The organism is Paraburkholderia youngii (genome assembly GCF_013366925.1).
In the GTDB taxonomy this organism is placed as follows: domain Bacteria; phylum Pseudomonadota; class Gammaproteobacteria; order Burkholderiales; family Burkholderiaceae; genus Paraburkholderia; species Paraburkholderia youngii.
In genome coordinates this window covers 3229561-3248268 of sequence record NZ_JAALDK010000001.1, presented here as the reverse complement: position 1 = coordinate 3248268, position 18708 = coordinate 3229561, and the positions used below count along the sequence as shown (strand labels likewise).

Annotated in this window: 14 protein-coding genes; 11 read left to right on the top strand and 3 right to left on the bottom strand. The window is 63.7% G+C overall.

The annotated features are described in order from the left end of the window. Positions 1-44: 44 nt before the first annotated feature. On the bottom strand, positions 45-1274 hold the full coding sequence (gene mhpT, locus G5S42_RS14880) for a 3-(3-hydroxy-phenyl)propionate transporter MhpT (RefSeq protein ID WP_176107410.1): 1230 nt from the start codon (positions 1272-1274) through the stop codon (positions 45-47). 223 nt (positions 1275-1497) lie between these two features. On the opposite strand from mhpT, the gene G5S42_RS14875 reads away from it, so the two are divergent. The 3 genes from G5S42_RS14875 to G5S42_RS14865 all read left to right on the top strand — a co-directional run bounded on the left by G5S42_RS14875 (position 1498) and on the right by G5S42_RS14865 (position 3263). Continuing rightward, positions 1498-1983: a MarR family winged helix-turn-helix transcriptional regulator gene (locus tag G5S42_RS14875; RefSeq protein WP_176107409.1), complete on the top strand. Its 486-nt coding sequence runs from the start codon at positions 1498-1500 to the stop codon at positions 1981-1983. 233 nt (positions 1984-2216) lie between these two features. Continuing rightward, positions 2217-2795 (top strand): DJ-1/PfpI family protein, encoded by a 579-nt coding sequence (locus G5S42_RS14870; RefSeq protein ID WP_176107408.1) that lies wholly within the window; start codon positions 2217-2219, stop codon positions 2793-2795. Between the two features lie 129 nt (positions 2796-2924). Beyond that, positions 2925-3263: a ribbon-helix-helix domain-containing protein gene (locus G5S42_RS14865; protein ID WP_176107407.1), complete on the top strand. Its 339-nt coding sequence runs from the start codon at positions 2925-2927 to the stop codon at positions 3261-3263. A 93-nt stretch (positions 3264-3356) separates the two neighbouring features. Here G5S42_RS14865 and G5S42_RS14860 read toward each other — a convergent pair whose 3' ends face one another. Continuing rightward, entirely contained in the window at positions 3357-4595 is a 1239-nt protein-coding gene (locus G5S42_RS14860) for an MFS transporter (protein WP_176107406.1), read from the bottom strand. 791 nt (positions 4596-5386) lie between these two features. On the opposite strand from G5S42_RS14860, the gene G5S42_RS14855 reads away from it, so the two are divergent. The 7 genes from G5S42_RS14855 to G5S42_RS14825 all read left to right on the top strand — a co-directional run bounded on the left by G5S42_RS14855 (position 5387) and on the right by G5S42_RS14825 (position 16604). Further along, positions 5387-5605, top strand: a complete 219-nt coding sequence (locus G5S42_RS14855; RefSeq protein WP_246391999.1) for a hypothetical protein — start codon at positions 5387-5389, stop codon at positions 5603-5605. 826 nt (positions 5606-6431) lie between these two features. Continuing rightward, entirely contained in the window at positions 6432-8978 is a 2547-nt protein-coding gene (ptsP, locus tag G5S42_RS14850; RefSeq protein WP_176107404.1) for a phosphoenolpyruvate--protein phosphotransferase, read from the top strand. A gap of 22 nt (positions 8979-9000) precedes the next feature. Next, the gene (gene ptsG, locus G5S42_RS14845; protein WP_176107403.1) at positions 9001-10797 is read left to right on the top strand and encodes a PTS glucose transporter subunit IIBC; all 1797 of its coding nucleotides are present in this window, start codon (positions 9001-9003) and stop codon (positions 10795-10797) included. A gap of 25 nt (positions 10798-10822) precedes the next feature. Further along, on the top strand, positions 10823-12412 hold the full coding sequence (locus tag G5S42_RS14840; RefSeq protein ID WP_176107402.1) for an aspartate:alanine exchanger family transporter: 1590 nt from the start codon (positions 10823-10825) through the stop codon (positions 12410-12412). A 108-nt stretch (positions 12413-12520) separates the two neighbouring features. Then, positions 12521-13825, top strand: coding sequence for a cytochrome c (locus G5S42_RS14835; protein ID WP_176107401.1), 1305 nt, complete (start codon positions 12521-12523; stop codon positions 13823-13825). Continuing rightward, a complete protein-coding gene (locus G5S42_RS14830; RefSeq protein ID WP_176107400.1) occupies positions 13822-14307 on the top strand; it encodes a (2Fe-2S)-binding protein in 486 nt (161 codons plus the stop codon). Before G5S42_RS14835 ends, G5S42_RS14830 begins: the two co-directional genes overlap by 4 nt. After that, positions 14304-16604, top strand: coding sequence for a xanthine dehydrogenase family protein molybdopterin-binding subunit (locus G5S42_RS14825; protein ID WP_176107399.1), 2301 nt, complete (start codon positions 14304-14306; stop codon positions 16602-16604). Before G5S42_RS14830 ends, G5S42_RS14825 begins: the two co-directional genes overlap by 4 nt. 61 nt (positions 16605-16665) lie before the next feature. Here G5S42_RS14825 and G5S42_RS14820 read toward each other — a convergent pair whose 3' ends face one another. Beyond that, entirely contained in the window at positions 16666-17139 is a 474-nt protein-coding gene (locus G5S42_RS14820; RefSeq protein ID WP_176107398.1) for a carboxypeptidase regulatory-like domain-containing protein, read from the bottom strand. Between the two features lie 403 nt (positions 17140-17542). On the opposite strand from G5S42_RS14820, the gene G5S42_RS14815 reads away from it, so the two are divergent. After that, positions 17543-18553 (top strand): dienelactone hydrolase family protein, encoded by a 1011-nt coding sequence (locus tag G5S42_RS14815; RefSeq protein ID WP_176107397.1) that lies wholly within the window; start codon positions 17543-17545, stop codon positions 18551-18553. Positions 18554-18708: the final 155 nt, after the last annotated feature.

Here is an 18708-nt window from a genome sequence, read left to right as displayed (position 1 = left end):
CCCGGCGCGAAAGCGCCGGGCCATCTCAGTCCATCAACGAATACTTAGCGTTTCGCGGCGTTGGAGCGAATGACGAGCAATGCCGTAATCGCCGCGATGATGGTCACCGGCACGCTCGCGCCGATAACGAGGGCCGAGCTCTTTCCCATCGACAGCAATTGCCCTGCGGCGGCGGGGCCGACGATCGAACCGACGCGTCCCACCGCCACCGCGGCGCCGACGCCCGTACCCCGCACGCTGGTCGGATAGCTCGCGGCGGACAGCGCATACAGCATCGACTGCGCGCCGACGACGCCCATGCCGGCGAACAGCACGGCAACGGATAACGTCTCGATGCTGGCGACCTGCGAAAGCGCGACCAACGCACCGACGATGCACGCATAGATTGCCGTGACCGACAGGCCTTGTCTGAAGCGATCCATCAGCAGACCGATGCCGAGCACGCCAATCACGCTGCCGACGTTGAAAAAGATCTGTGCAATCCCGGCCTGCGAACGACTCATGCCGCGCCCCACGGTCAACGAAGGCAACCAGTTCAGCAGGAAATAAAGAACGATCAGCGTACAGAAGAAACTGATCCAGATACCGATCGTCGCCGCGGCGCGCCCCTCGCCGAACAGGACTGCGCGCGTCGATAGCAGCGATTTGTCCGCTTTAGTCGATTCCCGCGACTCGGCGGCGAATTCGCGTGACTCAGGCAGCAACGCGATCAGCAGCGGAATGATGAGCAGCGGTCCGACTCCGCCTACGTAGAAGATATGACGCCACGCAGTAGCACCCGCGCTCAGCACGGCGATCAATGCGGCAAGCGCGCCGCCGACCGGCATACCGCAATACATGACACTGACCGCCGTGTTGCGGTGACGCGGATCGACCGCCTCGGAAGACAACGCGATCAGGTTCGGCATCGCGCCGCCGAGCCCGATGCCCGTCAGCAGGCGAGCAATCAGCAGACTTTCGAAGCTCCAGACCTGCGCGGTCGCAATCGAGAAGATGCCGAATACCGCCATTGAGATCATTAGAACGCGCTTGCGGCCGATCCGGTCGGCGAGTCTGCCGCCGATCATCGCGCCCGGTAAAAGCCCCAACATGCCGGCGCTGAAAGCGAGCCCCAACTGGCCGACCGACAAGCCGAACTCGTGCGCCATCCGAGGCGCCGCAACGCCGGTGGACTGCAGGTCGATACCCTCCAGCACCGCGACGAGAAAGCACAATGCCAACGTTAGTGCAGTACTGGAGCCCACGGCACTCGACCGATTAGCAACACTTGACATGACGTCTCCTTGACCTTTGATTGAATTACCAGTGGCCAGCTACGCTTCGTCGTTCGACGAAGCGGCCATGGGAAGGAGAAGATTTCTGACAATGATCTTTGCGTCACTTATCGGAACCCTTCCCACGGCACCCCCGGAATTAGTGATGAGTCTAGTCTCAGGACACCTGATATTGAAAGTAGAATATGATATGCTTGGTAGAAACACCTAAGCTAACCTGATAATGACCAAGACAATGGAGAAGCGGCGAACGCCCCTTGCCAAACAGGCCGGTTCAACGAAAACCGGTGCGCCACCTGCCCGCGTTTCCTATGTGGTCGGCCAACTGGACCGCCTGCTCAAACGCAGTTTGATCGATGTGCTGGGTGAATTCGGGCTGACCTTGCCTCAATTCACCGCGCTCTCCGTAATCAGCGCCAGCGGCGCGATGACCAACGCTAAACTCGCCGAACGCTCGTTCATCACGCCGCAGTCGGCCAACGAAGTTGTCAAGACGATGGAGGCCAACGGTTGGGTCGGACGCGCTGGACATCCTACGCACGGCCGGCTGATTCATCTGTTTCTGACCGACGAAGGGCGCAGGGTACTGAAGGAATGCGATTCAGCGATCGACACGCTCGAAGCGTCCATGCTGGACGGAGTAACGGAAATCCCGGTCGATACGCTGCGCAAGGTGCTGCAGCGATGTGTGTCGAATCTGCGTGGTTGAGTGGACCTTTCCAATGACAAAAGAGTGGTCGCGCTCGAATCGAACGCGACTCTTTTTCCTTCGCCTGAGGGCTGAATCGCGTTCAGCTCGGTGAAATCCCTGGTCGGCATTTAGCCGCGTATTACCCCGCCCACTGCGTCGATCGCTATATTGCTTGTCAACGGCCGCTTTGCGCACACCGCGACAGCGCGTCCGCCTCGCCTTTCCCAACCCGATTCGAGAGGACACGAAGCATGTCAAAGCGCATTCTTATCATCGCCGGTGATTTCGTCGAAGACTATGAGCTGATGGTGCCGTTTCAGGCATTGGGGGCGGTCGGTCATAAGGTGGACGTGGTTGCGCCCGACAAGCGCGCCGGCGACGCGATTCGCACCGCGATCCACGACTTCGAAGGCGATCAAACCTACACTGAAAAGCGCGGACACAACTTCACGCTGAACACCGACTTCGCATCGGTGGACCCCGCGAAATATGACGCGCTGCTCGTGCCCGGCGGCCGCGCCCCCGAGTATCTGCGGCTCAACGACAAGGTGATTGGCTGGGTGCGCCACTTCGCCGAAGCGAAGAAACCGATTGCCGCGGTCTGCCACGGCGCGCAACTGCTTGCTGCGGCGGGCGTGATCGAAGGCCGGCGCATCTCCGCGTATCCGGCCTGCGCGCCCGAGGTGAAGCTGGCGGGCGCGGAGTACGTGGCGCTCGACTGGCCCGACGCGATCACCGACGAGAACTTCGTCACCGCACCCGCATGGACTTCGCACGTGAACTGGATCGCGCAATTCCTTGCGCTGCTCGGCACGCGCATCGCGCATTGAAGGAGCGCCAGGACCGAAGCGCGGCATCGCGGGCGAGCAACCGTGTTACGCTCGATCATGATGGCATGAGCGACCGCACCGCGCGCTTCGCGTCCTGCGACGTCATCACTTGCGAGAAAGGCTGACCGAATGTGCAACGTCTATGTCAACGCTGATCCGATCCTCTACGAGTCGCGTACGCGCGCGCTGCGCATTCACGGCGTCGTGACCACGGTGAGGCTCGAAAATCTCTTCTGGGACGTGCTTCAGGAAATCGCCAACCGCGAGGACGTGACGACGACCCAGTTCGTCGTGAAGCTTCACGACGAACTGATCGCGTTGCGCGGCGAAGATCCGTTGAATTTCGCGTCGTTTCTGCGCGTGTGCTGTTTGCGCTATCTGTCGACGAGCGCTGCCCGCAACGAGGCCGCTGGCGACGTGCAGCTGAACGCCCCGTTTCAACCCAGAGTCGTGAAGACGGCTGTGTGACGGATTCGTCGCCTGGCGGGCCGCGGCGTCGCCTCGGCCCGGTATCGCGAGTGCGGTCTCGCGCCGTATTTGTTCTGTTTTTGTTGCGTTCCGTCAGTCAGCCGACGCATCGCACGCGCAATCAAGAGAAGACGCAGCGGCCGGTCGTTCCAGCACAGCAAGCCGTTGCAGTGTCACGAGACCGAGCAGTGCGAGTCCAAGTCCCAGCGTGAAGTCAGCGTGAATTCCCGCGCGGTCGACAATAGTGCCTCCCACTGCCGAACCCGCCGCAATCGCGACCTGGATGATGCTGACGAACATCGCCGAGCCCGCTTCGGGCAGGTCTGTCGTGCTGCGCTGAATCCATACGCTGAAGCAAAGCGGCAGCGCTCCGAACGCGATTCCCCACAGCAGCATCCCCGCAGTCTCGCCGATCGGCGAATGCTCGAGCAGCAACATCGACGACATCGCGCCCAATAGCAGCATAACCATCGCGGCGACGGATTTCTTCAGATGGTCCGAAATCACCATCGACGCCAATGCATTCGAGAAGAAGCCGATCAGACCGAATCCGAACAGCAACAGTGTGATGGCGCTCAACGAGAAGTCGTGTTCGAGCAGCGGAGCAATGTAGGTGTAGGTCGAGAAATGCGCGCCGAAGACGAGCGCGACCATCACCATGCTCAGCCTCGTATGAGGCCGGTGAAGCAGTGTTTTGAAATCGGCGATCCGCAATGCCGATGCCGACGGCAACGAAGGCACGAGGAACGCCTGCGCCAGCAAGGCGAGCGACACGAGGCCCGCGGTCGCGGCGAACGCGAGGCGCCACGATGCAAACGACGCGATGAAAGTCCCGAGCGGCACGCCGATCACCGTTGCGCAGGTCACGCCGGTCAGAATGGTCGCGGTTGCTTTGGCGGCATCCTTTGCTTGCACGAGTCGAGGAGCCGCCGCCGTCGCCAGAGTCCAGAAGCCACCCAGCGCGCCGCCGAGCAAAGCCCGTCCGACGAGCATGATCGCGAGGTTCGGTGCGATCGCGCACACGACGTTCGCGATCAACAGTACCGCGGTGAGGAGCAGGAAAACGTACCGGCGGTCCATGCGGCCCGCGCTGACTATCAGCGTCGGCGCCAATATTGCGGCCATTACGCCGGGCGTGGTGACCATCAGACCAGCGACACCAGTCGACACGCCGAGGTCATGTGCGATCTGTGGCAACAGCCCGACGGGCAAAAACTCGGCCGTGACGAACGCGAACGCGCTTACCGCAACAGCGATGACGGATAGCCATTGACCTGCGGAGGTTGAATTCCCTTCCAGGGACGCTGAAGTCGTAGGTGTATCGATGTGCATGATGACCCTGATGCCAGATTGAAGCCTGACACTTTAGGCGGGGTCTCACGTTGGAAAAAGAGTCGTCCGATGAAAAGACTAGAAGGTGTGGCTGAACAATGCGCGGGCGACGATATTCCGCTAACGGCCGAAACGACCGCGTAGCCTCTTTCATATGCGCCGGCATGAAAGCGTTCGTCATCAGCGGCGTGATGCGTTTCGTTGACAGTCTTCCACGATGTTAGAAAATCTCGTAAGTGGCGCCGAAGTGCTTGCATCGGGCCGCCAAGTCGGTATTGCAGTGTTCGCGGCCGCTTGAGGACTTCGTTTTTCGCCGTGTCCAATAGGGCTCCGTGATAGTTATACCGACTGGCCTGATCAGTACTTGGGAGACGGATGGCGATTGATTTGAAAGCGGGAGCCCACCGCAGTTGCACGCTCCATACGCGGCACGAATATCGCGGCAGCACGTCCAGCGACGAGGTGCGCACCGGCCGCCAGCTCATTGCTTCAGCAAGTCCATGGGAGCTCACGCGCGACGCGAGCCAACTAGCCCCGCTCGCCAGGTTCATGCGCCATGCTCAGGGCGGCGCATATGCAAGCGGCTCCGCGCCTCAGCAACTCGCTCGAGCGCTAAAGTGCGCCGTTTGGGCTATCGGGAAGCCAATGGGCGGATACGGAACAGTCCAGGCGTGCATGGACCGTGCGCGCTACAACTACAACATTTGCATGGGATTCACTCAAGCAATATGAACACTCCACGCTCACCCCAGCCACCAAAATCAATCGTTGTCGGCTTCGTTCCTGAGGACATGGAACTGACCATTCAGATGGTTGATGAGGCGGCTCTCCAGCCACTTTTGACCGGGACGGTCTTCCCCATTCTGTTGTCAGACTTTGGCGACAAGATTGACGACGAAATCGCTCGCCGTTTCGGTGTCGCCATCCTCAACTGCCTGGCTCGATACAAACCCGAATTAGTGCCGCTCATGTCGTCGGTCACCCAAGAGCCGCAGAAACGACCGGAATAACGCATCTAAACGGCAAGTCTGCGCCCTGAAGGTACCTTAAAGCTCACTTGGCACCCCGCGTCAGCGTAACAATTCCGTTTTGCTTGAATGGACCTGATCAACAAATTCAATGCACGTATTTCGGGAAAGAAAACCGCCCCAACATGCCGATTGCATACATAACCGCCTCATTGGGCGCGGAATTGCTTGTCGAGTTCGATACGGTGAACGTCGTTGCAGATGAAAGCAGACCCTGCCTTTCGCTAAACGAATAAAACAGAGAAGTAAAAACCGCGCGATGCGCCAATTAATAATTGCCGTGCCGGTCTTCCGCCTGGAATTAGAAAAATTCGGAAAATCCCCTTCCGAAATCGTCTCGTCTTGCAATCTGCGCTCAGTAACATATGCTCTCTTTCAGAGCGCTTTCCGGGTCCTTTTTCCGGGACCACGGTGCAAGCCGGTCGCCCTCAGGCGCGAGGCGGCCGACACACGCAAACAACGCCGTCGCAGCGCGCCCGACGTTTCTCCGCCCACCCCCGGTCGAGGCTGCGTGGGCGGCAACCATCCTGAAAGCCGACATGTCGCGCGCGAACGAAATCAGACTGCCGAGTCTTTCCGGTGAGAGCAATCGCATCGAGGGGTAAGCAGCAGTTTGCGCATACGGGCGACGTGCGCGACGTGGTTGGGTTTCCCGAGTTCCTGTCACCGAGCTTTTGTAACGTGCGCCGCTCACAAGTGGGTGAGCGGCGTAACCGGCAATGGTGCCGACCGCACGGATGAATGTCGCGCTCACGCGGCTCGAGTCGAACCACCGCAGGCGAGCGTCAACGTACAAGGAGTCTTGGCGATGAAAGCTCCTCAGCGTCCTCAGCGCATCGAGTTGATGGCGCCACTGTCGGGCGTACTGGTTCCTCTCGACAGCGTGCCCGATCCGGTCTTTGCCCAGAAGATGGTCGGCGATGGCGTATCGATCGATCCGACCTCGGATGAACTGCTATCGCCGCTTGCCGGCAAGGTCACGCAACTCCACAGCGCGTGCCACGCCGCAACGATCACCGGCGACAACGGTCTGCAAGTGCTGCTGCACATCGGGCTCGATACCGTAATGCTGCGCGGCGAGGGCTTCATGCCGTTGGTCAAGGAAGGCGACACCGTCGCGGCGGGCACGCCGCTGATCCGCTTCGACCCGATCGTGGTCGGCGCAAAAGCAACCAGCCTGCTCACGCAAATGGTGATCGCCAATGGCGATCTCGTCACGCGCTACGTTCCCGCGAAAGGGCTCGTCGTCGCCGGCACCGACGTCGCGCTGTACGTCGAACTGGTCGGCAGCGGGGAGAACAAGGATACGGCCAGCGCCACCGGCGCGATCCTCTCCGGCGAGATCACGCTGCCGAATCCGGCGGGCCTGCATGCGCGGCCCGCCGCGGTCGTCGCGGTCGAGGCGAAGAAATTCAAGTCCGAGATCCGCTTGCTGCGCGGCGACGCCAGCGCAAATGCCAAGTCCGTCGTCGCGCTCATGGGGCTCGCAACGAAGTTCGGCGACAAGTTGCGCGTCGAGGCCCGCGGTCCCGACGCGGCGGAGGCGGCCAGCACCGTCGCGCGACTGCTTGCCGAGGGATCGGGCGAAAAGCCCGGCGATGCGCCCGCACCCGCGGCGGCCGCGTCAAGCGCGCCGGTTGCGCCAGTGCCGGCACCGAGCGAGGCGGCTCCCGCCGACGCCAACGAATTCATCGGCGTCTCCGCGTCGCCGGGGCTTTCGGTCGGTAAGATCGTGCAGTTCCGCCAGCAAGTGATCGAGGTGAACGAAGCGGGCGAGTCGCCGCAACGCGAACGGGCGCAACTCGAAGCGGCGCAGCATCAGGCGCGTCAGCAGATCGAGGGGCTCAAGGCGACGCTCACCGATCCGTCGAAAGCGCAGATTCTCGACGCGCATCTCGAACTGCTGGACGATCCCGACCTGAACGACGCCGCCATCAGCAGCATCAGCGAGGGAAAGGGCGCGGGGTTCGCGTGGCGCGATGCGTTCCAGAACCAGGCAAGCATGCTCGAAAAGCTCGACAATCCGCTGCTGCGCGAACGCGCCGGCGATATCCGCGACGTCGGCCGCCGTGTGCTCGCGCTGCTCGCCGGCGTGAAGCAGGCGCAGATCGACGTGCCGGAAGAGTCGATCCTGATCGCCGAGGAACTGTCGCCGTCCGACACCACGTCGCTCGATCGCAGCAAGGTGCTCGGCTTTTGCACGACGACCGGCGGCGCGACGAGCCACGTCGCGATCCTCGCGCGCTCGCTCGGCATTCCGGCGATCTGCGGTATCGACGCGCGCGCGCTGCAACTCGCCGACGGCACGCCCGTCGTGCTCGACGGTTCGCGCGGCAGCTTGCGGCGCAATCCGAGCGCCGAGGAACTGGAAAAGGCGCGCGAACGCATCAGGCGCCAGGCCGCCAAACGCGAAGACGAAAAGCTCGCGGCAAGCAGACTCGCAATGACCGCCGACGGCCACCGCGTCGAAGTCGTCGCGAACATCCGCAATGCGCAGGAAGCGCGCGACGCGGTCGCTGGCGGTGCGGAAGGCGTCGGACTGTTGCGTTCCGAGTTCCTGTTCGACGCGCGCGACACCGCGCCAAGCGAAGACGAACAGGCCACCGAATATTGCGCGGTCGCGGAAGCGCTCGGCCGCGAGCGCACGCTCGTGGTCCGCACGCTCGATGTCGGCGGCGACAAACCGCTGTCGTATATGCCGCTGCCGAAGGAAGACAACCCGTTTCTCGGGCTGCGCGGTGTGCGCGTGAGCCTCGAGCGTCCCGACATCTTCCGCACCCAACTGCGCGCAATCCTGCGCGCGGCGCCGCTCGGCAACCTGCACGTGATGTTCCCGATGATCACGACGGTCGAGGAAGTGCGGGCGGCGCGCAAGATCCTGCGCGAAGAAGCCGGCGATCGCGCAGCAAGCGTGAAAGTGGGAATCATGATCGAAGTCCCGGCGGCCGCGCTGATCGCCGAGCCGCTCGCACGCGAAGTCGACTTCTTCTCGATCGGCACGAACGACCTGACGCAATACACGCTCGCGATGGACCGGGGCCATCCGCAACTCGCAAAGCAGGCCGACGCGCTGCACCCGGCGGTGTTGCGTCTGATCGGCATGACGGTCGACGGCGCGCACCAGCACGGCAAATGGGTCGGCATTTGCGGCGGCATCGCGTCGGATGCGATGGCGGTGCCGGTGCTCGTCGGCCTCGGCATCGACGAGCTCTCGGTAAGTATTCCGGCAGTCGGTTCGATCAAGGCCCAGCTTGCACGCATCACGACCGACGAAGCAAAGAAGCTCGCCGCCGAGGTGCTGCGTCTGGGCACCGCCGCGGAAGTCCGCGCGCATCTGTCGCGCTTTGCCGACTGAGCCGATCAACAGGAGATCAGCCATGTTCTCGCATGCGTTCGGAGTCTTGCAGAAGATCGGCAAATCGCTGATGCTGCCCGTCGCCGTACTCCCGGTGGCCGGCTTGCTGCTCGGTCTCGGCGCCACCGACTTCCACGGTTACGTGCCGACCGTCGTGCTCGCGCTGATGAAGAACGCAGGCGACGTGATCTTCGCCAACCTGCCGCTGATCTTCGCGATCGGCGTCGCGCTCGGCTTCACCGAGAACGATGGCGTCTCGGGTATCGCCGCAACGATCGGGTATCTGGTGATGACGGCCACGCTGGGTGTGATCGCCAAGATTGGGGGCATCGAAACCGACACGATCATGGGCATTCCGTCGATCCAGACCGGCGTGTTCGGCGGCATCCTCGCCGGTGGTCTTGCGGCCTGGATGTTCAACCGCTACTACCGGATCACGTTGCCGCCGTATCTCGGCTTCTTCGCCGGCAAGCGCTTCGTGCCCATCGTGACCGCGATCGGCTCGATCGTGCTCGGCGCGATCCTGTCCTTCGTGTGGCCGCCGATCGGCAGCGCAATCAAGGCTTTCTCGCATTGGGCGGCGGTTTCGGACCCGCGCACCGCCGCGACGGTCTACGGTTTCGTCGAACGTCTGCTGATTCCGTTCGGTCTGCATCACATCTGGAACGTGCCTTTCTTCTTCGAAATGGGCAGCTTCGTCGACCCGACGACCGGCAAGGAGGTTCACGGCGACATCACCCGCTATTTCGCGGGCGACCCCACCGCCGGCATTCTCGCGGGGGCGTTCCTGTTCAAGATGTTCGGCCTGCCGGCCGCGGCGATCGCGATCTGGCATTGCGCGAAGCCGGAGAAGAAGGTGGCTGTCGGCGGCATGATGGTTTCGGCCGCGCTGACTTCTTTTCTCACCGGCATCACCGAGCCGATCGAATTCGCGTTCCTGTTCGTCGCGCCGGTGCTGTACCTGATTCACGCATGCCTCGCGGCGTCGGCGCAGTTCGTGGCGAACACCTTGGGCATGCGCATGGGCTTCACGTTCTCGCAAGGCGGCATCGATTTTCTGATGTTCAACCTGATCGGCGGAAAGGCCACGCACGCCTGGTATGTTTTCATTCTCGGTCCAATTTACGCGGTGATCTATTACGGCGTGTTCCGCTTCGTCATCACGCGCTTCAACCTCAAGACACCCGGCCGCGAGGACGACACGGCGGATACCGTGGCGGTCGCCGCGAGCGGCGCGGGCGGACGCTCGCGCGAACTCGTGCTCGCCTTTGGCGGCCGCTCCAATATCACCAGTCTCGACGCTTGCATCACACGGCTGCGCATCTCCGTGAAGGACCCGGCGCGCGTCGACGAACACAAGCTCAAGGCGCTCGGTGCGGCGGGTGTGGTGCGCGTGGGCAACGGCGTGCAGGCGATCTTCGGGCCGTTGTCGGAGAACATGAAAACCGACATGCAGGACTACCTGAAGACAGCGGGCGCAGAAGCGGATCTGCCGGCGGCCGGCGCACCCGGCGTGGAAAGCGCAGCAGCCGCGACTGCCGCGGCGGCTCCAGCGGCCGTGGCCGCCTCGGCGCAACACTCTGCGCAGGAAACGGAGCGCGCTGAAAAGATTCGTGCGGCGCTGGGCGGCGCGGCCAACATCCTGAAGCTCGACGCGCTGGCGGCCACGCGGTTGCGTGTCGAACTATTGGATGCGTCGCGCATCGACGCGGCCGGCTTGAAAGCGGCGGGCGTGGTCGCCACGCAAGCATTGAAGAACGGTGCACTCGATCTGATCGTGGGTCTCGGCTCGGGCAGCCTCGCAGGCGCAATGCGATAGGAGCGACGCGTACATAGGGGGCCGCATGGAAGCAGTCAGAACTTTCCTCGAAACTCAGCCGCTGCTCGCGCTTTTTCTGACCATTGCGCTCGGCTACCTGGTCGGCGAAATCACTATCAAGGGCGTGGCTCTCGGCTCGGGGGCCGTGCTGTTCGTTGGACTCGGGCTCGGCGCGTTCGCGCCGAAATCCGCGCCGCCGGCGTTGCTGGGCACGCTCGGTCTGCTGCTGTTTCTGTATGGCATCGGCATTCAGTACGGCGCGCAGTTCTTCCGCGGACTGACGAGCCGGGAAGGCATGAAGGCCAACGCGGCCGCATGTGTGGGCGTGATCGCTTCGGGTCTGGTGGCGTGCGCCTTCATCCACTTCGGCATCACGCTCGCCGATGCGCTCGGCATGTTCGCGGGCAGCGGCACCAGCACGGCGAGCCTGCAGGTTGCCATTGCATCGATGAAAAGCAGCAATGCCGCCGTGGCTTATAGCGTCACCTATCCATTCGGCGTGGCTGGGCCGATCCTGTTCCTCTATGTGCTGAACGCGGCTCTGAAAGCCAAAATACCGAAGCCGACCGCGAAGGTGCTGGAGACCGCGGAAATCGCGCTGCGCAATGCCAGTCTCTTCGGTCTCCGGCTGTCGGAGCTCTCGACCCGCCTGCCTGCCGGCGTGGCGATAGCGGCCGTGCGGCGCGCGCATCACAATCAGTTGCCCAGCGACGACTTCACGCTGCGCGCCGACGACGTCCTTCTTGCCACCGCCACCGAGCGCCGCCCGCTCGACGAAGCAACCGCACTATGCGGCGAGTCGCAGCCCGGGCGTATTTCGAGTCATCGCGAAGACCTCGACTATCTGCGCGTGTTCGCGTCTAGCCCGGCGGTCGTCGGCACGGCGCTCGGCAATCTGCGCTATCCGGACGGCGTGAACTGCGCGATCGCGCACGTGCGGCGCGGTGATACCGATCTGCTGTCGACCCCGGATCTGATTCTCGAGGCAGGCGACCGCGTCGGCCTGCTCGTCGACAACGCGCATAGGGCGACGGTCCGCGCGTTCTTCGGCGATTCGATCAAGGGCACGGCCGAGCTGAGTTTCATCTGTCTGGGCATCGGCGCGGCAGCGGGGCTGCTGGTCGGTGCGATCCCGCTGCGCGCGCCCGGTCTCGGCGCGTTCAGCCTGGGTCTCGCGGCGTTGCTACTGGTCGCACTGTGCCTCGGCAAGGTGCGCCGCAGCGGACCTTTCGTGTGGGTGATGCCGCTCTCCGCAAATCTCGTGCTGCGCAATCTCGGGCTGACGATTTTTCTCGCGCAGGTGGGCCTGTCTTGCGGACCGAAGTTCGTTGCGACCGTCGGCACCGCCGGACCGCTGCTGCTGCTTTATGGCGTGATCACGCTGCTGGTGCTCGTCGGCGTCACGGCTGTGTGCTGCCTGTGGATCTTCAGACTGTCTTTCGATACGTCGGTCGGCGTGATTTGCGGCGCGACCGGCAATCCCGCGATTCTCGCCTTCGCCAACCGCATCGCGCCGACGGATCAGCCCGACGTCATGTACGCGATGATTTTTCCGTCGATGACCATCGTCAAGGTGCTGTTCGTGCAGATCGCCATCGCGGTCGCTGCCGGCTAGAAGAAGCCGTTATCGCGACCCGCCGCTATCGGGAACGCCGCTTGCGCGACTTAGAGCCGCGCGACGCATTCTGCAACGATGCGCGGACGGTTCGGCGATGGAGGCCAGATGAAAGGACAGGTGGCAAGTGCGGGCGTGGCCGTTGTTGTGGTCGCCCTCATGGCCGCGCACGGCCCCACTGCGCATGCACGGGAGCCCGCGCCGGGTGCCGTCACTGCGCCGATCGCGGCCAACAGCGATACCGCGGCCGCGACGCGCGGCGCGAAGCTCGCGGCCATTGGCAATTGCGTCACGTGCCACACCGCGACGGGCGGCCAGCCCCTCGCGGGCGGACTGCCGCTGCAAACACCTTTTGGCCTCATTTACTCGACCAACATCACCCCGGACAACGAAACCGGCATCGGGGGCTGGACGCTCGACGCGTTCGAACGTGCGATGCGGCGCGGCGTGTCCAGCGACGGCCATCTGCTCTACCCCGCGTTCCCATATCCCCACTTCACGCACCTGAGCGATGCCGATATCGGCTCGCTGTATGCATGGCTGATGAGCCGCGCTCCGGTCAACGCGCCTGCGCCGCACAACGAGCTGATCTTCCCGCTCGGCTTCAGGCCCCTCATCGCCGTGTGGAATCTTCTTTACCTGCATACCGGCAGCGAAGCCGCACCGTCGCCGACCGGAGCGCCGGACCTCGCACGCGGGCGTTATCTGGTCGAAAGCCTCGGTCATTGCGGTGCGTGCCACACGCCGCTCGACCGCCTCGGCGCAGAGCGCCGCGACCACGCGCTGCAAGGCGGCACGATCGACGGATGGGACGCGCCCGCGCTGACGGACCTCGCTTCACGCCCGACGCCCTGGACTCAGGCCCAGCTCGTCGGCTATCTGCGCACGGGCCTCGCCAGCGCCCATGGCGCGGCGGCGGGTCCGATGCGCCCCGTCACGCGCACGCTCGCCGACGCATCCGCCTCCGACGTTGAGGCGATGGCCGCGTATCTGCTGGCGTTGCCATCCGGGGGCCGAGGCGCGCCGGAGCATCCGGTCGCCTCGCCCTCCGCTACCTCCGCGCCCGTGTCCCCCGCGCCCGGCGGCGGCGCGAATCTGTTCGCCGCGGCCTGCGCATCGTGCCATGCCGAAGGCGCGCCGATGTCGAACGGGGGCGCTCGACCGTCGCTGTCCCTTTCCACGGCCGTCAACGCCGACAGCCCTCGCAACATGGTCCGTTTCATCCTCGATGGCATCGACTGGCACGAAAGCGATAGCGAGCCCTTCATGCCATCATTTGCCAACACCTTCACGGATGCGCAGATAGCGGAGCTCGCCAACTACACGCGCGAACGCTTCACCGCACGCGACGCGTGGCCCACGCTCGACGCCCGTGCGGTCGCGCAATTTCGCAGGGACGGCCTGCCACGATGATCACACTCAACGTCAACGGCGTCAGTCAGACGGTCGATGTCGACCCGTCCACGCCGCTGCTCTATGTGCTGCGCAACGAATTGCAGCTCGACGGCGCGAAGTTCGGCTGCGGTCTCGGTCAATGCGGCGCATGCACGGTCAGCGTCGGCGGCGCACCGGTGTTCTCGTGCCTCATGCCGGTCGTGGCCGTGGGCGAGCGGCCAGTGCGAACCGTCGAAGGACTCGGCAGCGCGCAACATCCTGGACCACTTCAGCAAGCCTTCATCGACGAACAGGCCGCGCAATGCGGCTATTGCATCGCCGGCATGATCATGCGAGCGCAAACGCTGCTGGACCGAGTGCCGCACCCAAGCGATGAACAGATCCGCCGCTACATGCAGCCGAACCTGTGCCGCTGCGGCACGCACATGCGCATTCTTGCGGCGATCCGGCAAGTCGCGAGCGGTTCGCCGCCGCGTACGGGCGGGGGAGCGCAATCGTGAGCGACGGCCGCCCATTGTCCGCCGCCCACGGCAGCGGTCCGGATGACCCCGCGCGGCGCCGCTTCCTCGTTGGCGGCTCGCTGATGGTGAGCTTCGCGATCGTGCCAGTCATGGCCGCGCTCGCGCAAACCACCACCGAAGCGGGCACCTTCAACGCGAGCGCCCCGAAGCTGCCGGGCAGTCTCAAGACCACGCCGTTGCTCGATGCGTGGATCAAGGTCGCCCCCGACGGCCACGTGAGCGTATTCACGGGCAAAGCGGAGCTTGGCACGGGCATTCGCACCGCGCTGCTGCAGGTCGCCGCGGAAGAGCTGGATCTCGCGCCTGATGCGATCGAGCTGATCACCGCCGACACCACCAGAACGCCGAACGAAGGCTACACCGCCGGCAGTCACACGATGGCCGACAGCGGCACCGCGATCCTTAACGCCGCGGCTCAGGTGCGCGCGCTGCTGGTCGCGAGCGCGGCCTCACAGTTGGGCCTCGACGCAGCGACCCTGACGACACGCGACGGCGCCGTCATTGCCGCCGACGGAAGACGCGTGAGCTATGGCGAAGCCGTGCAACACGCGGACCTGCATCAGAACGCCCAGCCCGACGCGCCGAGAAAGCCGCCATCGGCCTACGCGCTGATTGGCCATATGCTGCCGCGCGTCGATATCCTGGGCAAGGTGACGGGCGGCGCGAGCTATGTCCAGGACCTGCGGCTGCCCGGCATGCTGCATGCCCGCGTCGTGCGGCCGCCGTCTTATGGCGCGAGCCTCGTTGCATTCGATAGCGGGCGCGTCGAGGCGCTGCCCGGGGTCGTCAAGGTCGTGCGCAACGGCAACTACCTCGCGGTGGCCGCCGACGACGAATGGCGCGCGATCCTCGCGATGCGTGAGCTGGCGCTCGCCGCGCAGTGGCGGTCGGGGCCGCCGCTGCCCGATCCGGCGAACGTCCACGCGTTGCTGATGAGCCTGCCTGCACAGGAAATCGCGGTGGCCGATCGGGGCGCGGCGACCGGCGCGGCCGCACCGATGGCGACGCTACGGGCGCGCTATTCGAGGCCGTATCTGACGCATGGCTCGATTGGGCCATCATGCGCGGTCGCGCGACTCGACAACGATGTGATGACCGTTTGGACGCATACGCAAGGCGTCTTTCCGCTGCGTGCCGGCATCGCCGAAATGCTCGCGATGCCGCCCGGCAAGGTGCGCTGCGTGCATGTGGAAGGTTCGGGCTGCTACGGACACAACGGCGCGGACGATGTCGCGGCCGACGCCGCCCTGATCGCACGCGAGTTGCCTGGTCGACCAGTGCGCGTGCAATTGATGCGCGAACAGGAACACATGTGGGAGCCGTTCGGCCCGGCCATGACAGTCGACGCGAAGGCAACGCTCGATGCGGCAGGCACGATTGCCGACTGGCGTTACGAGCTATGGAGCAATACGCATAACAACCGCATCGAGAATGCGGGCCGCCTGCTGCCCGCGCAGCTCCTTGCGCAGCCGTTCACCCCCGCGCCGCCGAAGCCGATTCCGATGCCGGAAGGCGGAGGCGACCGCAACAGCATTCCGCTCTACCGCGTGCCCAGCCTGCACGTGCAGCATCATTTCGTGCCCACGATGCCGATCCGCGTCTCCGCGATGCGTTCGCTCGGCGCGCACATGAACGTGTTCGCGATCGAGAGCTTCATCGACGAGCTCGCCAGAGCCGCGCACGCCGATCCCGTTGCGTTTCGCCTCAAACATCTCGATGATCCGCGCGCACATGGCGTGATTCGCGCCGTAGCCGATCAATTCGGCTGGCATGCTCACAGCGCGCTAACGGGCGACGCTAGCCCGCGTTCACACGGTACCGGCTTTGCGTTCGCCCAATACAAGAACCTGATGGCCTACTTTGCCGTTGCGATGGACGTGACGGTGATGCGCGATACCGGCGAGCTCAGCATCGAGCGCGTCGTCGCAGCCGTCGATTGCGGACAGATCGTGAATCCGGACGGTGTGCGCAATCAGATCGAAGGCGGCATTTTGCAAACCGCGAGCTGGACGCTCTATGAAGAAACGCAATTCGATCCGCAACGCATCACGAGCTATGACTGGAGCACTTATCCGATCATGCGCTTCTCGTCCGTACCCAAACGCGTGGACGTGCTGTTGATCGACCGGCCGGGCTTGCCATTCCTGGGTGTCGGAGAAGCGGCGCAAGGGCCGGCCGCCGCGGCGCTCGCGAACGCGATCGACGACGCGACGGGTGTGCGGATCCGCGACTTGCCGTTGCTCGGGGCGAACGGCAAGAAGATGCTCGAGGCGTGAGGGCTTTCGCGTTAACAAACGAACGCGCCGCGCGATCTTCGGCGCGGCGCCGGGACCGCGCTCAGTGGCCGCCGGACGGAAACGAGAACGTCGCGCGCGCGCTGCCATTGCCGCGGACGTTCACCGTCTGCTTTCTGGTCACGCTGCTGTAAGTGGCGCTGATCGTATAGCGCCCTTGAGGCAGCCGCACGAGCATGTACGGCCCTTTCGACGTGGCCTCGAACACGGAAGCGCCGCCTTTGGCGATCTGCACCTGAACGTCGGCCACATAGCTCGCACCGGGTCCCGTGAACTGCAGAGACAGCGGCCACTGCCTGCGTGCCTGCCGCAGCGCGGTCGACTCGTCGCGACCAACTCCGCCGGTCACGAACGATATGTCGCCCTGCTGCTGCGTCGGTGGCATGCCGGTCCTGTGGATCTCGCTGGCGCTCTGCGGAGCAGCCGTCTGCGCGACCGCGACGCCTGCCTGAACCAGTGTGAACGCCGCGGCGAGCAGGGTCGACGCGATCCGGGGAGCGTTTCGTTGCATTTTCATCGTGACTGCTCCTTACAGTATTGCCGACTGCCGGTTAGAGTGCGTGCCCGGTTCGTCGGGTGGAAGAACGCTTGCACCAGGTTGGAAACGCATCGCGCGCCGGGGGCCGGCCACGAGCGAGGGCACCTCACGACCACGGTCAGCAGCGGACTCATCACGAATAATACGACATAGGGCGCGTAGCAGAGCGTAGATACGCCAATGGGTCACTGCCATGCATACCGCGCAACTGGCCCCGGCATCGGTCAGCAATGTTTGAGCCAGTCCCGGACCAGAACTTATAAGACATTCTTCAGAACGCCGGAGCTAGGCGCCGCCTCGATCTTGAGAAGCACATTCAATCGTCTATGTTCAAAGAGACGTTATTGGGCCGACGCGCCGTTGCGGTCAGGAGGATGTCGCCATGTCATTACTCGCGCAATCCGGTGCTGGACTGCGGCACCTATGCCTCGTCGCATCGATAAGTGTCGCGGCGGCCTTTCCCGCTTCAATCGCTGCGCAGGTAGTGCGGACAGAAGTTCTACCGCTGCAGTCGGTCACACTCACTGACGAACAGTTCCTCGGCGGACACGAAGCGGGCAAGCCGGTCACCGTTGCCGGAGTGCTGAGCCTACCCAAGGCGGGTTCGGATCGTCTTCCTGCGATCGTCATGCTTCATCCCTCGGGCGGCATCAACAGCGGTATCACCGACTGGCAGCAGGAGTTCCTTGCGATGGGCGTCGCCACGTTCGTTGTCGACAGTTTCGCGGGGCGCGGTGTCGTCAGCACGCTCAACGACCAGGGGCAACTGGGCCGGCTCGTGCAGCTCGAGGACGCGTATCGCGCACTCGACCTGCTCCAGAAGCATCCAAGAGTCGATCCGGAGCGGGTGATACTGATGGGCGAATCACGCGGCGGACAACCAGCGTTATATGCCGACCTCAAACGGTTTCAACAATTGCATGGCTCCACTTCCGGCAAGGGCTTCGCCGGGTACATCGCGTTCTATCCGAACTGCAACACGACCTTTAGAGCCGACGACGAATTCGACGACAAGCCCGTGCTCGTCTTTCATGGCAGTGCAGATGAATTCGCTCCAGTCGCGTCATGCCGCGCATACGTCGAAAGACTGCGCGCCAAGGGGAAAGACATCAAGTTCGTCGAGTACTCGGGCGCCCAGCATATGTTCGACTGGAAAGCCGCGGCGAAGCCAATCGTTCTCGCCAAGGCGCAGACCATAAGAAGCTGTCAACTGAGCGAAGCACAGAACGGCCAAATCATGGACGCAGCGACTGGCCAGCTTTTTACTTACAGCGATCCCTGCGTCGAGTATGGAGCGACCCTCGCGTACGACGAAAAGGCCGCGATCAATGCCAGGAAGACAGTCCGCGAGTTCGTGACGGGCACCCTCAAACTTGGCGCGCCCGCTCCGTGACCCGGAAGGCCGGTTCGTTTGCGAACTTGGGTTGTCCTGAGCTTCGACGAACGGCCGTCTCCTGACAAGAGCCAGTTTCACTTTCAATGCGTCCTTATGCGCGTTTCAAGTATGAAGCGCACATCGGCGCTGTAATAGCCATAACACTCGCTGAT